The organism is Kribbella sp. NPDC056861 (assembly GCF_040687575.1).
Classification (GTDB): domain Bacteria; phylum Actinomycetota; class Actinomycetes; order Propionibacteriales; family Kribbellaceae; genus Kribbella.
The window spans coordinates 19738-35246 of the sequence record NZ_JBFBNQ010000004.1 but is presented as its reverse complement, the minus strand read 5'-3'; the positions used below and the strand labels follow the sequence as shown (position 1 = coordinate 35246).

The following is a 15509-nucleotide window of genomic DNA, read 5'->3' as shown; positions in this document are numbered from 1 at the left end:
TTCTCACTCTAATTCCGGGGTCGGGTAGCCATGATTCTTCGGGTTTCCTTGACACGTCCGGCACTGATCGGGCTTGATAAAGGCAACAATTGATGGAGGGTAATGTCATGGCTGACTCCCAGCACCCCCGGAGCAGCGACGAGGACGGCATCGCGATCATCGGGTACGGATGCAGACTGCCGGGTGGCCTGACCTCCCCCGAACAGTTGTGGACGGCACTGACCGCCGGCCGGGATCTGGTGACCGATGCGCCCGAGAGCCGCTTCGACGCAGCTCAGTACCTTGATCCTGACCCGCGCCGGCCAGGAAAGACCTACACCGTGGCAGGTGGCTTTCTCGATGACGTGGAGGGATTCGACGCCGGATTCTTCGGTATTTCTCCTCGCGAGGCCAGCAGAATGGATCCACAACAGCGACTGCTGCTGGAGCTGACCCAGGAGGCGCTCGATGACGCGGGCCTGGATCCAGCCCTGCTGGCCGGCTCCGACACCGGCGTCTACGCGGGCGTGAGCAGCCAGGACTACTCGACGCTGCAGCTCGGCCACCCCGAGTCGATCACCAGCCACACGATGATCGGCGTGGTCGCCTCCAACACCGCGAACAGGATCTCCCATCTTTTCGATCTGCACGGCCCGTCGATGGCGATCGACACCGCGTGTGCCTCGTCGCTCACCGCCCTGCACCAGGCCTGTGAGCAACTGCGCACGGGCGGCAGCCGGATCACCCTCGCGGCCGGCGTCAACGTACTGCTCAACCCAGCGGACTTCGTCGGCTTCGCCAAGGCGTCCATGCTGTCGCCGACCGGTCACTGCCACACTTTCTCGGCCGCCGCCGACGGCTACGTGCGCTCCGAGGGCGGTGGCGTGGTCGTCCTCAAACGACTCGCTGACGCGCTCGCCGACGGCGACCGGGTCCGTGCCGTCATCCTTGCCACTGGCGCCGGCTCCGACGGCCGGACCGCCGGACTGTCGATGCCGAACGCCGACGCGCAGGAGGAACTCGTCCGCCGCGTGCACGCGCGGGCCGGCATCGATCCGGCCAAGGTCGGCTACGTCGAGGCGCACGGGACCGGCACGCCGGCCGGCGATCCCGCCGAGTGCCTCGCTCTCGGACGGGCCATCGGCCAGTACGCCGGTACGCCGCTGCCGATCGGCTCGATCAAGTCGAATCTCGGACATCTGGAAGCCGGCGCCGGGATGGCCGGCCTGGTGAAGTGTGTCCTGATCCTCGAACACGGCTCGATCCCGCCGACCGTGCACGCCAGCCCGCTGAACCCCGCGATCGACTTCGACGCCCTTGGCCTGGCCCCCGCGCTGGAGTCCGTCGAGCTGGCCGCCGACCGGCCGATCGTCGGCATCAACTCGTTCGGCTTCGGCGGTGCGATCGCCCATGCCGCTCTTCGCGCGGCACCATCGCGGCAGCCAACCGTCACCCCACGACGACTCCTGCCGTTCCTGGTGTCCGCCACCACCGAAGAAGCGCTGACGGCAACGGCCGGTCACGCGGCGCGAATGCTCGGCGACAGTACTCATTCCTATTACGACCTGGCCCACACGGCGTGCGTACGGCGGGGGCATCATCGGGAGCGGATCGTTGTCCTGGCCAACGACGCGGCGGAGGCCGCGACGAAGCTGGACGAGATCGTGGTCGGAGGTGCGACCGTCGGAACCGCCCGGCGATCGATGGCCGAGGGACCGATCGCCTTCGCGTACTCCGGCAACGGCTCGCAGTGGCTGGGCATGGGCTCCGACCTGCTGGTCAGCGATCGGTCGTTTGCCGAGGTGGTGGGCAAGGTCGATGCAGAGCTGCGTGACCCGCTGGGCTGGTCGGTACTGGCCGAACTCGAGCAACCGACCAGGCCACTCCACCTCACAGAGGTAGCACAGCCACTGCTGTTCGCAGTGCAGGTGGGGATCACCGCCATCCTGGCGTCTCGCGGGATTCAGCCGTCGATGGTGGTCGGTCACTCGGTGGGCGAGGTCGCGGCGGCGTACGCTGCCGGTGCGCTCGATCTGCCGGCAGCTTGCCGGGTGATCGTCGAACGCAGCAAGGCCCAGGCAACCACGGCCGGTCGCGGCCGGATGGCGGCTGTCGGCCTGAGTTCCGCGGAGGCCGAGGAAGCAATCGCGAAGTACGGCGACCAGCTGGAGATTGCCGCGATCAATGGTCCGGCCGACGTGACCGTCGCAGGCGACGAGACCGCTCTCTGCGCGCTGGGCGACGAGTTGCTCGAGCAGAGTGTCTTCTTCCGGCAGCTAGATCTCGATTACGCCTTCCACACCAAAGCGATGGATGGCCTGGAGGTTTCGTTGGCTACAGGCCTGGCCGGCCTGGCCGCCCGCCCGACGACAATCCCGATGATCTCGACAGTCACCGGCCGGTCGATCGACGGCGAGGAACTAGGGTCGTCGTACTGGTGGCGCAATGTCAGGGAACCCGTCTTGTTCGGCCCAGCGGTCGCCGAACTGGGCTGCGACCTGGTCGTCGAGATCGGGCCACGGCCGGTGTTGACCGGCTACATCCGCCGCCAGAGCGGCGCCCAGATCGTCCCGACCCTCACCTTGGGCGAGACGGGAGCCGATGCCCTGAGCAACACCTGCGCGGCTGTCCTGGCCGCTTCCGAGGTCGCGAACTGGACCCAGTGGTTCCCCGAACCAGGCCGCGTCGTCTCCTTGCCCGCCTATCCCTGGCAGCACGAACGGCACTTCAACGGCACACCGGACTGGTGGACCCGTGATCGTGGGAACTCAAGGCCGGTCCACCCTCTGCTGGGCAGCCGGCTGCCCTGCGTGGAGCCGACCTGGTCCACCTCGATCGAGCCGGCGCGACACGGCTGGCTGGGCGACCACGAGGTCGGCGGCGCGATCGTCGTACCGGCGACCGCGTATCTGGAACTGGCCCTGGCGGCCGGACGGGAGCAGTTCGAGGGGCCGATCGAGATCACCGACCTGACGTTGCCGGGAGCTCTGGTCCTGCCGTGGGACGACCCGGCGATGGAGGTGACCCTGCAGACCAGTGTGGGCGCGAACGGCCGGCTCCGGATCGCGTCCAGATCCGGCGGCCAGCAGGTCTGGCAGGAGCACGCGACCTGCCGCGTGCGATCCCTGTCGTCCGGGCCACCCTCCGCATCGGCCGACGTACCGGTCACGCCGTTCCGTGATCGAGAGCAGATCTACCAGACCTTCGAACGCGCCGGATTCAGGTACGGCGACACTTTCCGCGGCCTGCGACGACTCAGCCTGACCGACGATGGGGCGCTCGCGGAGTACGAGACCAGTGCCGTGCTCGACGGCTACCTGGCGCATCCGGCCCTGGTGGATCTCGGGCTTCAGGCCAATCTTCCCCTGGTCGCTGACCTGTGGGGCGCTCAGAGCTTCCTGCCGGAATCGATCGAATCGGTTCGCTGGTGGGGTTCGCCGGCCACCCGAGGTCTCGTCTTCATCCGGCCGAAGGTGAGCTCCGCCCGGTACGCCGTGTTCGATCTCGTCCTGACCGATCCCGACGGCACGGTCCGGCTGGAGCTGACCGGCGTACGGTTCCAGCGGTTCGAGGCAGCCGCATCGACGAAGGTCCTGCGTCAGCACACCGTTCTGCGCGCCGCACCGTTGCCGGGGGCAAGTTATCCTCCCGTGCCGGTCTCCAGCCACGACTTGGTTGCCCGGGTCAAACATGACTTCGACGAGGCGAGGTACGGAACCTTTCTCACCGAGGCGAAACAACTCGTGGCGCGGTACGTGACCCAGGCCCTGGACAAGATCGGACCGCTCACCGGCGTACCGGCTGAACGCCACCCGCTGCTGGCGATGCTGACCGGCCTCGCCGATCGTCTGTCGGTCGACGATCCCCCGTCGCAGGCGGAGTTGCTGGATCGGTGGCCCGGGCAGGCCGCGGAGCTGCGGATGGTGATGCGCTGCGGTACACAGTTGGCTGAGATCCTCACCGGTGAGGTCGACGCGATGGATCTGTTGTTCGCCGACTCGGACCGGCTGGCCGAGCAGAATTACCTCACGTCGGCGTTGTGGCAGTCGGTCAACCGGTCTGCGCGGGATGTGCTGGCCGCAGTGGTCGAGCAGTGGCCCGCCGACCGGCCCCTTCGAGTGCTCGAAGTCGGTGCGGGAACCGGCTCGACGACAGCCTGGCTGCTGCCGGTGCTTCCTCCTGAAAGAACGACTTACGCCTTCACCGACGTGTCGGCGGCGTTCCTGCCGACCGCTGCCCAGCGATTCGCTCGTTACGACTTCGTGGAGTACCGGACCCTCGACCTGAACGCGCCGATCGAGGAAACCGGGTGCTTCGATCTGGTTGTCGCGGCCAACGTTCTGCATGCCACCGCAGACCTGACTGCAAGCCTCGGCGCAGTATCCCAGCTGCTCGCGCCCGGCGGACGGCTGCTGGCGATCGAGCAGCACGACCTCGACATGTTCCTGGCCGGCTACGGGTTGCTGGATTCGGCATGGACGTTCACCGGCCGCAGTACGCCGGTGCTGCCCCGGGAGAGCTGGCCGGACCTCCTGGCATCCAGCGGCTTCACCGACATCGTCCAACTGCCTACCGCCGACCTCTGCTCATTGCTGTTGGCAACGACCGGTGACACCGCCGCCACCACCGAGGGCGCGAGCCGCCGAGACTTCGCCGTGCTTGGCGGGCATCCGTTGGCCGAGTCCACGGTAGCTGCCCTGCGAGCGGCCGGGATGAATGTCCGCACCGAGTCGGGAGAGTTCACCGACGGCCTGAACGTCGTACTGATGCCCTTCGGGCGAGGCGACACCGAGTCGGTGGTCGATCTGGCGGCCGAACTCCGCGGTTTCGCGAAGTCGTGCTACGGCCTCCCGGCCGGCACCCGGATCCGGACCTGGCTGGTCACGAGCGGCGAGGGCCTCACCCCCGTACCCGACGATCCGTTCAGCGCAGCCGCTTGGGCCTTGGCGCGTACCCTCACGACCGAGAACCCAGTCTATCCGGTACGCCGGATCAGCACCACGTCGGTCGAGCAATTGGTGACTGAACTCCTCAGCGAGACCGACGAGGACGAGGTGGTGCTCACCCCGCAGGGCAGGTTCGTTCCCCGGGTCGTCGATCTGCCGGCCACCGAGACCAGACTGCTGACGGCCGGCGACCAGCCTTACCGGCTCGAAGTCGCGGAGTCCGGAGTCAACTACCGCCTCGCCTGGACAGCGATGGAGTTGCCGGCGCCTGCTGCTGACGAGGTGGTGATCGAGGTCCGCGCCTGCGGACTCGCCTATCGCGATGTCGCCGTAGCTCAAGGGCTGGTGCCGCCGATGGCCGAGACACCCGGGACGCGGATGCCGCTGCTCGGCCCGGAATGCGCCGGAGTCGTGACCGCGGTCGGCTCAGATGTCACCTCAGTGGCGGTCGGCGACCGGGTGATGACCGGCCGGCCCGGCAGCCTGGCCTCCCACCTGTCTGTCCACGCGCGGCACGTGCTCCCCATCCCACCGGACCTCTCGTTCGAAGCCGCAACGACGCTGTTGATCAATTTCGCCACCGTGCACTACGGACTCGACTGGCTGGCTGGTCTCCGAGCTGGTGAGACTGTGCTGATCCAAGGTGCGACCGGCGGGATCGGCTTCGCCGCGCTGCGCTACGCCGACCTGGTCGGAGCAACGGTGATTGCCACCGCGGGTACGCCCGCCAAGCGGGACCTGCTCCGGCAACTCGGCTACCAGCACGTCCTCGACTCTCGTGGCCTTCTGTTCGCCGATCAGGTCCGCGAGATCACCGGTGACCGCGGTGTCGATATCGTGCTGAACTCGGTGGCCGGAGAATCCGCGACCCGCGCCCTCGAACTGCTTGCTCCTCAGGGCCGATTCGTCGAGCTGGGCAAACGGGACATGCTGGCCGGTCATTCCCTGCCGCTGCGTCCGTTCAACGGCGACCTCTCGTACTTCGGTGTCGACATCACTCGCCTGCTCGAATCGGCTCGCGGCGCCCGCCTCGCCACCGAGCTGACCCAGCGGATCGAGGACGGCTCCTACCGGCCGCTCCCCTATTCGGTCTATCCGGCAGCCCAGCTGTCCGAGGCGATGACAGTACTACGCACCTCCCGTCACATCGGCAAGGTCGTGATCAGCTGTGATCCAGGCGAGCCGCTACCCATCGAATTCCCTGCGCAACCACCCCGACTGGATGCCGACGGCACCTACCTGGTCGTCGGCGGTCTCGGCGGTTTCGGTGCCGCGACGGCATCATGGCTGGCCGCGGCCGGAGCCCGTCATCTAGCGCTGGCGTCACGCCGCGGCGAGGATCATCCGGAGGCCTCCGGAGTACTGGCGGATCTCACCGGCCGCGGCGCGACCGCGACGGCGTACCAGGTGGACATCGGTGAGCCCGCTCAGGTCCGCCGCCTGGTCGCGGCCATCGACAGGACCGGACATCCGCTCCGTGGCATCATCCATGCGCCGATGCTGGTGGACGACGAGGCGATCCCGAAGCTGACCGATCCGCGGGTCCGGTCCGTGGTCGCTCCCAAACTGACCGGCGCCGCCGAACTCGACCTCGCCAGCAGAGATCGCGCCCTCGACTTCTTCGTCGTCTACAGCTCGATCTCGGCCCTGGTGGGTTATCTCACGCAGAGTTCGTACGCCGCCGCGAACCTGGCCGCCGAGGCGATCGTGCGGCAACGACGAGCCGTGGGCCTTCCAGGGCTCGCGGTTCAGTGGGGGGCGATCAGCGACACCGGCTATGTCCATCGCACCGGCGGCACGGAGGTGCTACGGCGTGGCGGTTACGGGGCGCTCACGGCCGCCGACGGCCTGCGCGCGCTGGGTGAGCTGCTCGATCGGGCTGATGTCGAGGTGGTGGCCGTGGGCTCGATGGACTGGACGGTTGTCTCCCGATCGGTGACGACGGTGACAGCGCCACGGTTCAGCCGCGTTGTCGGCGCCGGATCGGCAAGTGCCGCTGTGGACGACGACCTGACCGGACGACTGCGGTGTGCTACGGATGCCGAGGCCCAGGGACTCGTTGCCGACGTACTGCGCCAAGCGTTGGCCGGCGTACTCCAGACCACAGCCGAGCGGATCGCGCCGGATCAGCGGTTCGACCAGCTGGGACTCGACTCGCTGATGGCCACCGAGCTGAGCGTTGTTCTGCAGCGACAGTTGGACTGTGTCATCCCGTCGGTGGAACTGGTGAACAGCGCCGGCGTGGACCAGTTGGTGCCGAGGCTGTTGACCCGGTTGCGGGGAGGAAAATGAAACCGGCTGTCGGTGCGATCCAGCTGACTGCACTGACAAGCCATCCCGAAGCCAGAGGGCGGCTGTACTGCTTTCCCCCGGCCGCCAGCGGACCGGAGTACTTCGCGAGCTGGTCGACCGGTCTGCCGGCGATGATCGACGTCGTCGCGGTCGATCTGCCAGGACGAGGCCGGCGGACCGACGAACCCGCCCTGCTCGGAATTCGACAGATGGCCGGGTGGATCGCTTCGTTGATCACTGCGGACGCGCGCGACCGAGGCGACGAACTCTATGCACTGGCCGGTCACAGCTTCGGCGGTCTGCTGGCTTTCGAGACCGCGAGGGCGCTGCGCGAACTGGGCGCGGGCCCGGCCCTACTGATGGTGTCCGCCACGCCTGCCCCTTGGCTGGAGCTGCCCCGGCATCACGCAGTGGGCAGTCTGACCTCAGGGATCGCACCGCTACTGACCATCCTTGACCTGCCACCGATATCAGGCGCCCCGGACCCACAGTTGGTGCAGGGACTCTACCTCCCACTGCTGGCGGACACCATCGCCAGCCTGCAGCACGTCTATCGCGACGAGCCTCCCCTCGCCCTCCCGATCAGTGTCTTCGGTGGCAGTGACGACCCGCTGGTCCCACTCGACTCACTGGATGCCTGGGGCAAGCACACCACGCTGGCCCCGGCAGTGCGCGTGTTCGCCGGCGACCACCAATACCTCACGGCCAACTTGCCCGAAGTACTCCGCGCGCTCACCGCTGATCTGCTGGCGGCGTGGCGCAACTGGAAGGGTTGAGAGCTCAGCAGCGCAGGCGTGGCGGCAGTCCCTCGATCGATGGCTCCTGGTCGCGATAGGTCCGGCACAGGAAATCGAGGAGCGCCCGTACATCGGCGGCATTGGTCGCGATCCCCACCGAGACCCGGACAGCGCCACCGGATGGCAGCCGCAGCCGTTCCAGGTAGTCGTCAATGGTCCCTCGGCCGCTCCCCGCCGCGCCGATCAGGTCGGGCGTGGCGATCGCGAACGCCTGCTCGCCTGCTCCCGGATTGCAGAAACATCCGGTCCGCAGGGAGATCGAGTGGGCCGCGCTGTCCCGGCTCACGATCCGCTCGTCCACGATCCGGCCGGCCGGATCGAGCAGATTCAGTGCGATGGTGCCGCCACGGCGGTGGGCGTCCCGCGGTCCGTAGATCCGCACCATCGGCTGTCCGTTGGAATGCGCCGAGGCCAGCAGACCGTCGAGCAGCAGGCCGGTCAGACCTGCGACATGATCATGGACGGCCTCCAAGCCGATCTTGGTGATCCAGTCCAGACCGTCCTCGACACTGGGGATGCCGAGGAAGTTGAGGGTCCCGTCCTCGAAGGCGGTCTCGTCGTCGGCCATCTGGTGCCACTGCGCCTGGGCGCTGACCACATGGATGGTGCCGCCCGCGAACCATGGACGGTCCAGACGGTCGAGGGCGTCCCGCCGGGCGATCAGGCAACCGAGGCCGGTGGGGTAGCCGAAAACCTTGTACCAGCTGACCGCGACGAATTCGGGGTGCACGACGCTGAGGTCGAGCTCGTTCGTGGGAACGAAAGCCGCCGCGTCCAGGAGCACGTCGTACCCGTGCTGGTGAGCCATCTCGATCCAGCCGAGCGAATGCTGCACTCCGGTGAAGTTGCTCTGGGCCGGGTAGGCGAACAATCCACCGCCACCCCTGCGCAGCGTCTCACCGACGGCGTCGTCGGAGAACCTCAGATCACTGTCGGAGAAGGTGATGTACGTCGTCTGCGCGCCGCGACCACGGGCGAACTCCCGCAGACCGTTGACGGAGTTGTGGTTGTCGGCCGTCAGCACCAGCCCCGCGCCGTGGCCGAAAGGATAGGCTTCGCCGACGACGCGCATCGCCCCGGTGGCATTGGGAGTGAAGATCACCGCGTACTCGGCCGGGTCCGCGTGAAAGTGATGCAGAACGGCTGTCCGCGCGCTCGCGACCAGTCGATCGGAGGCGGCCGCCGCCGGGCTCTCCGAATGAGGATTGCCGAAGTATCCGTCGATGATCCGGTCGGCAGCGGCCTGCACCAGTGACCGCGGTGCGAGTGCTGCCCCGGTGTAGTCCAGATAGACCTGTCCGGTGCCGTCGAGAAATCCGAACTCGCCGTGACGTAAATCGGCCAGAATCGTTGTCTCGGGCATGGAGTGAACTTCCTTGTCAATGACAGTGATTCCTGGTTTCGGCAGCACTCACAGGGAAGATATCGCCGTCGACCGACAGAGTGCAATCGGTGAGGAAATACTGGTAAGAACCAGTGAACTTTCGGATCGACAATCAGCTCGGGCGAGCTGCGAAGGAGCTCTCGATGACTGTTCTCACGATGACGGCCCTGGGCCTGCGGCTCCGTGGTGGCCGGCAGGTTCTGACCGATCTGACCTTGCGCATCCATCCGGCGGACGTGACGGTGATCGCCGGCTGCAGTGGGGCCGGTAAGACGCTCTTGCTCCAGACTCTCGCCGGTGTCCGGCAACCGACCAGCGGCAGTGTCCGTCACGACGGCCGTCGACCCGGCCGGCTCGGCCCGGACTTCGGATTCGTGCCGCAGGACGACATCATTCACCACGCACTGCCGCTCGCCCGGACCCTCACCTACGCGGCCAGGTTGCGGCTGCCGGCCGTGACGCCGCGGGTGGTGATCGATCAACTGGTCGCCGATGTCCTCGACGTCCTCGGCCTGAGCGAGCGAGCCGCAGTACGAGTGGGTGCACTCAGCGGCGGGGAACGCAAACGGGCCAGCATCGCCGTCGAGTTGCTGACCGCACCAACCGTGCTGCTGCTCGACGAACCGACCTCAGGTCTGGATCCCTCCACCGCAGCCGGTCTGATGCGTACGCTCCGTGCGCTCACCACTCGGGGGACCACCGTCGTCCTCACCACCCACAGCCCAGCGGATCTGGTCAGAAGCGACAGGGTCCTGTTCCTGTCTCCGGACGGCCGGCTTGCTTACGACGGATCCGCGGCAGGGCTGACCGATGCTTTCGGAGCCGCGACCGTCGACGAGGTCTATGCCGCGATTGCCGACGGCGTCCGCACCCCTGCTTCGCCATCGGTGCCGGACGAGATTCCTGTCGGGCCACCCTGGCCAGAGGGTGGCCAACGACTTGGAGTGCTGCGGCAATGGCTGCTGCTGACTCACCGCAGCGCGGAGATCCTGCGCCACGACCGGCTGGCGGTGGCGGTGATGGCCGGGTCTCCGCTGATGATCGTGGCGATGTTCGCCGTCCTGTTCCGGGCCGGGGCGTTCGATCCGGCCGCGCCGAGTCCCGGTACCAGCGCGATGATCCTGTTCTGGATCGCCTTCGGCAGCTTCTTCTTCGGCCTGACCTACGGCCTGCTCCAGATCGTGACCGAGCTGGCGATCGTACGCCGCGAGCGGCTGTCCGTCCTGCGACTCGGTTCGTATCTACTGTCCAAACTCACCCTGCTGCTGCCTGTGCTCGCTCTCGCCGACGCCGCGCTGCTCGGCGTACTCCGTGCTCTCGATCGGTTGCCGTCGGCAAGTTTCAGCGTCTACGGCGAACTCTTCGCGACCTCGCTGCTCTCCTCGGCCGCCGCGCTGGCGGTCGGTCTGCTCGCTTCCGCGCTGGTCTCGGAACCCGGGCAGGCCACGTTGTTGCTGCCGCTGATCTGCTTTCCCCAGGTGCTGTTCTCCGGCGCCTTCGTCCCCGTCCCGGAAATGGCTTTACCTGGTCAGCTGGTCAGTTTCGCGATGACGAACAGGTGGGCGTTCGAAGCACTGGGCAGCGGGATCGGCCTGGAGAAGCTCTGGGCGACCGGAGCTTCTTCACTCGGCCCACCCCTGCTGGCGTCGTACGGGGGCAGCTTCTCGCATCCGGTCTGGATCGGCTGCGGTGTCCTCGCCGCCTTCGCTGTGGCCTGCCTGGCGCTCGCCTGGGCAGTACTCGATCGGCGGACCGGGAACTAGCGCCGAATCTCCAGCTTCCAGATGGTCCGGGGGTTGTCGTTCCACCAGCGTGGGCTGTCCGCACGCTGAGGCAGATCGCAGGCGATCGATCCGCCACTGGTCCAGGCGCGGGCCTTGAAGATTCCTGAGTTGATCCTGGTGACCTCCCAGATCCTCACGTCGAGTTGGGCGGGCGCGCCGCCGCCGACCAACCCGTAGCAGATCGGCTTGCGGCCTTCCTGGTACTGCTTGCTCCAGACCTGGAGGTAGCTACTGGTCTGGTTGTCACAGAACCAGCCGTCGACCCGGACCATCTCGGTCGCGGTCGTCGCAGCCGTCGCGGGTAGACCGAGTCCGACGATGGCAACCATCGCAAGCAGGACGGCGGTGAGACGTGCACGCATGGGTACTCCAAAGGTTGACGGCCTGACCGTCACCATCGAAGCGGTTGGCGAGTGGCGGGAGACAGAAACGCTGCGGCGCCGCCGCAGCATATCGAGTCTGCCTCCGCAGCATCCTCGGTGCGGACAATGTCATTGGACGGTTCGGCGAGCTGCGGCGAAACCCTACGGCGCACCCAGAGGGATCGATGCCGCCGCACCTGTGGAAGCACCACAGAGTCCGTGCCCGGGAATTGTCCGGGCACCGCGCTCGTTCGATACTGCGGAAATGGACGGAGACGTCGAGCGCAGACGCGTACTGGGCGGCCGTCGCCGGGGTCTGGTCGAGCGGGAGATCCGTGACTGTGCCGCGCGGTTGTTCGCCGCGCAGGGGATCGGCGGCACTTCACTGCAGGACATCGCGACAGCTGTCGGAATCAGTCGGCCGGCGCTCTACCACTACGTGAAAAGCAAGAACGAGTTGCTGGTGACGCTGATCCTCGAGGTCACGGCAACAGCGGGCGCCGAGCTCGCGGCGATCGCCGGAGACGACGGGTCGGCTGTTTCACGACTTCGCCGGCTGGTGACTCATTCGGCCGGCACGGTCGCGGCCGATCCCGACCGGTTCCGGCTGCTGGTCGGACCGGGAGCCGAACTTCCGGAGCAGGTGGCCCGGCAACGCATCGCCTGGCGGCAGGCGGTTCTGGCCGCCTTCGAACTGGTGATCAGAGACGGAGTCACAGCCGGGGAGTTCCGGCCACTGGACCCGACGACCGCGGCATTGAGCTTGTTCGGATTGTGCACCTCGGTCGCGTGGTGGTTCCAGCCGGGGACGAACGTCGACATCATGACGACGACACTGACGGAAATGGCAGCCGCCGCACTGCTGGCCACCCCCGATCGGGTTCGGCCGGAGAACGGTCCGGTGGGCGCGATCGACCGGCTGCGAGCAGAGATCGATCACCTCGAAATTTTCGTGAGAAATGCTGGAAATCACGACTTTCGGTAAGCGATCGACGACACCGTTGAAACATGGACATTTCTGTCGGGTGAGTTCTAGCATGACGTACATCACACTGTTCGGGTTCAGTGGAGGTACGCCGCCATGTCTGTCTCCTCCCGCACCGTCGCCGGTCCGACGTCCCAGGTGGTCATCGCCCTGACCTTCGTACCGGTGGTACTCGAGGGCTACGACCTGGTCATGTACGGCACTGTCGTACCGTCGCTGATCCGGGACCCCGAGTGGCGACTGACCGCCGCACAAGCCGGCCATATCGGATCACTGGCCGTGCTCGGCATGCTGTTCGGTGCGCTGGCTGCCGCACTGCTGAGCCATCGGGTCGGACGCCGTACGCTCGTCACCAGCAGTGTGGCGCTGTTTTCTGTGAGCATGGGGCTTTGCGCCACCGCCGCCACCCAGGACCAACTGGGCCTGTACCGGTTCCTGGTCGGTGTCGGAGCCGGCTGCCTGATGCCGACAGCAGCCGCGATGGTCATCGACCACTCCCCTGCTCACCGGCGTGGGCTGAACGGGGCGATCGGCCTTGCGGGAGTCGCGGTCGGCGGATGTCTCGCGGGTCTGCTCGGTTCCTGGATCGTTCCCAGCCACGGATTCCGGCCGATGTTCGTCATCGGTGCGGTCGCGGGACTGGTTGTCCTGCCCGTCCTGTGGTGGTATCTGCCCAGGTCGGCGCCGCGCCTGGATCTCGCCGAAGCCGACAGTCCACCGACGGCGACCCTCGCCTCACTCGCACGGTCGCTCTTCGGCCGGCGATACCTGGCCGCGACGCTGCTCTTCTGCGCTTCGGTCTTCTTCTGCCTGCTGATCATCGTCGGCGCCGCCGCATTCCTGCCGATCTTGATGATCAAAGCCGGCTACGGCCTGTCGTCGTCGCTGGCCTTCCTACTCGTCCTCAACATCGGCGCCGGTGTGGGCGCGCTGATCGCCTGCCCGATCGCCGACCAAATCGGCTTCAAACCGGTCACTGTGACGGCTTTCCTGGCAGCGGCCGGGTCCTTCTCCTTACTGGCCCTCCAGCCACCGACGGCCGTCGTCGTTGTGCTGGTGGCGATCGCCGGGCTGGGAACCACCGGAACCCAGATCCTGATCAACATCTACATCGGTGATCACTATCCGCAGGAACTGCGGACAGCTGCGCTGGGAGTCGCGTTGAGCGTCGGCCGGGTCGGCGGCATCCTCGGCCCGACGTACGGCGCCATGCTGGCCACCGACTTCGACGTCTCCTGGCAGTTCATCGCGTTCGCCCTCCCTGCGGTTCTCGGTGCGGCCGTCACCGGACTCGTGCCGCGATCGGAGCGTTCACCGCAACAACTGATCGAACACCGAGAAGCGTTGCAGCCTTGACGAACGACGACCGGTCGGTCCCCTATCCGGACGAGCTGGCGGCAAGCTATCTGGCGAGTGGGCTGTGGGAGCGGCACACCATCGCCGAACAGTTCAGCCGGGTCGCGGGCAGGTTTCCGCACCGGCCGGCGGTCGATACCCCGCAGGGATCGATCAGCTACGCCGAACTGGAGCTGCGATCGGACCAACTCGCGGCAGGACTGCTGGCCACCGGCGTACCGGCCGGTGGTGCGGTCATCCTGCAGGCAGGCAACTCCATCGCGACCGTGGTCACCTGGTACGGCCTGCTCAAGGCGGGTCTGCGCCCGGTGTGCACTCTGCTTCAGCACCGTCACGAGGTCATCCAGAGCATCGCGGCCCGGACCGGCGCGATCGGTCATGTGATCCCTGGCCGCCATGACGAGTTCGACTATGTCGAGTTCGCCGCGCAGGTGCAGGCGGCAGTTCCCACCCTGGTGTACACCTGGATGCTGGAGCAGCCGACCGACGGTGAGGGGGTGTGCCTCGCCGGCCTCGGCCCGCCGCTCGGAGCGCGAGAGGCTCGAGCGGCGGTGGCCGACGTACAGGCGAGGCTTGGACCGACCGACATCGCCGTGTTCCAGCTGTCCGGCGGGACCACGGGGCTTCCCAAGATCATCCCCCGGCTGCAGGCGGAGTACTGGTACAACTCGGCCGCCTATGCCGAACGGCTCGGCTGGAGTGAACTCGAACGAGCGGCCCATCTGCTGCCGCTCGTTCACAACGCCGGCATCGTGTGCGGACTGCACGCGGTGCACAGCGTCGGCGGTTGCCTGGTGCTCGCGGAGGTGAACCCGGTCGACGACCCGGAGCGTACGACCGAGCTGGTGGTCGAGTTGCGGGTCACCTCGACCGTGATCGGCCCGCCGGCTTTCGGATGGGTGACCCGTGACGAGTTCCTCAAGGTGGCTGGGACGCTGCGTCAGGTGGTGCTGTCCGGCGGTAAGGTGCCGCGCCCCGTCTTCGACCGGCTGACCGACCTGGGAATCTGGGCGGGACAGCTGTTCGGGATGGGTGAAGGCCTGTGCACCGTGACTCCGGTCGACGCACCGGCCGAACGACGTGCCCGGACCGTCGGAACGGCACTCTCGCCGCTCGACGAGATCCGTGTTCTGGTGCCTGACACCGAAGACGAGGTCGAACCTGGTGTCGCCGGTGAACTTTGTTGCCGTGGGCCCTATACGTTGCGCGGTTACTTCGATGCGCCTGACCACAACCAGCGGGCCTTCACCAGCAGCGGCTTCTACCGGACCGGTGACCTCGCGCGCCTCGACGTCGATGCTGATGGCAACTGGCTCAGCATCGAGGGCAGGATCCAGGACGGCAGTCGACACGACAGTGCCCTCGAACTGGAGTCCTTGCTCGGGTCACACTCGGCCATCGAGCAGGCTGCGGTGGTCGGCACGAGAGCATATCTGGTCGCCGTCCACGCTCAGCTGTCTTTCGGCGCGGTGTGCGAACATCTCGACCGGCTGGGAGTCGCAGATGACCGATGGCCTGCCCAGGTGATCTGGATAGGCCGGCTGCCGCTCACCGCCGTCGGCAAGATCGACCGGCAGGCCCTACACGATCGGAGCTAGGCCGGGACCGGCGGAGATTGCGGACC

The 15509-nt window shown here is 67.1% G+C and carries 8 protein-coding genes; 6 read left to right on the top strand and 2 right to left on the bottom strand.

The genetic code is table 11. The features are described from left to right. Positions 1 to 107: 107 nt before the first annotated feature. Both AB0P21_RS19700 and AB0P21_RS19695 read left to right on the top strand, forming a co-directional pair. Entirely contained in the window at positions 108 to 7217 is a 7110-nt protein-coding gene (locus AB0P21_RS19700; RefSeq protein WP_363698496.1) for an SDR family NAD(P)-dependent oxidoreductase, read from the top strand. Further along, positions 7214 to 7993 carry an alpha/beta fold hydrolase gene (locus AB0P21_RS19695; protein ID WP_363698495.1) on the top strand — a complete coding sequence of 260 codons (780 nt, stop codon included), beginning with the start codon at positions 7214 to 7216 and terminating at the stop codon, positions 7991 to 7993. The genes AB0P21_RS19700 and AB0P21_RS19695 overlap by 4 nt, the downstream gene beginning before the upstream one ends. Positions 7994 to 7997: 4 nt before the next feature. Here the strand turns inward: AB0P21_RS19695 and AB0P21_RS19690 are convergent, their stop codons facing one another. Then, complete coding sequence (locus tag AB0P21_RS19690) at positions 7998 to 9377, bottom strand: aminotransferase class V-fold PLP-dependent enzyme (RefSeq protein ID WP_363698493.1); 1380 nt, start codon at positions 9375 to 9377, stop codon at positions 7998 to 8000. Positions 9378 to 9541: 164 nt separating this feature from the next. Between AB0P21_RS19690 and AB0P21_RS19685 the strand changes: the two genes are divergently transcribed. After that, positions 9542 to 11161, top strand: coding sequence for an ABC transporter ATP-binding protein (locus AB0P21_RS19685; protein WP_363698492.1), 1620 nt, complete (start codon positions 9542 to 9544; stop codon positions 11159 to 11161). Here AB0P21_RS19685 and AB0P21_RS19680 read toward each other — a convergent pair. Next, positions 11158 to 11544, bottom strand: coding sequence for a hypothetical protein (locus AB0P21_RS19680; protein WP_363698490.1), 387 nt, complete (start codon positions 11542 to 11544; stop codon positions 11158 to 11160). The two genes, AB0P21_RS19685 and AB0P21_RS19680, sit on opposite strands and share 4 nt — an antisense overlap. Positions 11545 to 11809: 265 nt before the next feature. Between AB0P21_RS19680 and AB0P21_RS19675 the strand changes: the two genes are divergently transcribed. From AB0P21_RS19675 to AB0P21_RS19665, 3 genes are all read left to right on the top strand, one after another. Then, positions 11810 to 12529: a TetR/AcrR family transcriptional regulator gene (locus AB0P21_RS19675; protein ID WP_363698489.1), complete on the top strand. Its 720-nt coding sequence runs from the start codon at positions 11810 to 11812 to the stop codon at positions 12527 to 12529. Between the two features lie 96 nt (positions 12530 to 12625). Further along, positions 12626 to 13885, top strand: coding sequence for an MFS transporter (locus tag AB0P21_RS19670; protein ID WP_363698487.1), 1260 nt, complete (start codon positions 12626 to 12628; stop codon positions 13883 to 13885). Continuing rightward, positions 13882 to 15483 carry an AMP-binding protein gene (locus AB0P21_RS19665; RefSeq protein WP_363698486.1) on the top strand — a complete coding sequence of 534 codons (1602 nt, stop codon included), beginning with the start codon at positions 13882 to 13884 and terminating at the stop codon, positions 15481 to 15483. The genes AB0P21_RS19670 and AB0P21_RS19665 overlap by 4 nt, the downstream gene beginning before the upstream one ends. Positions 15484 to 15509: the final 26 nt, after the last annotated feature.